This is a genomic window from Pantoea sp. E956-1 (assembly GCF_982223955.1).
The window spans coordinates 1-442 of record NZ_CEUYZP010000072.1 but is presented as its reverse complement, the minus strand read 5'-3'; the positions used below and the strand labels follow the sequence as shown (position 1 = coordinate 442).

1 protein-coding gene is annotated in these 442 nt (G+C 64.7%); it reads right to left on the bottom strand.

The annotated features are described in order from the left end of the window. Nucleotides 1-381 (bottom strand): glycosyltransferase family 2 protein (locus AC0T7J_RS25310; RefSeq protein ID WP_473798521.1); only part of this gene is annotated, 381 nt, incomplete at its 3' end. Between the last annotated feature and the right edge of the window lie 61 nt (nucleotides 382-442).

The following is a 442-nucleotide window of genomic DNA, read 5'->3' as shown; positions in this document are numbered from 1 at the left end:
CCCTTTCGGCACGCTCTCGTCGAACAGCGGATAGCCACCGATCATCGCCTCGGGATGGGCGCGGGATTCGCCGACGAAGCGCGCGACGTCGTGCAAATCGTGCTGACCGTCGGCATCGACCTGCAAGGCATGGCTGTAGCCCAGACGCGAGGCTTCACGCAGACCGGTCATCACCGCGCCGCCCTTGCCCTGATTGGCTGTGAGACGCACCAGGAAAACCCTGTCGCGCTCGGCCAGGGCGTCGAGCACCCGTGCGCAGGACGGCTCGCTGGCATCGTCCACCAGAATGCACGGCAGACCTTGTGCAAGCAGGGCATCGACCACGGTGGTGATCGCGGTTTCGTGGTTGTACACCGGGATTACGGCGCAGGGGTTATGCATGGGCAGGCCCCAGAAGAATGCGTCCGCTGGAACACGTCGCCGTGTCGTTGCGATAGGCGAA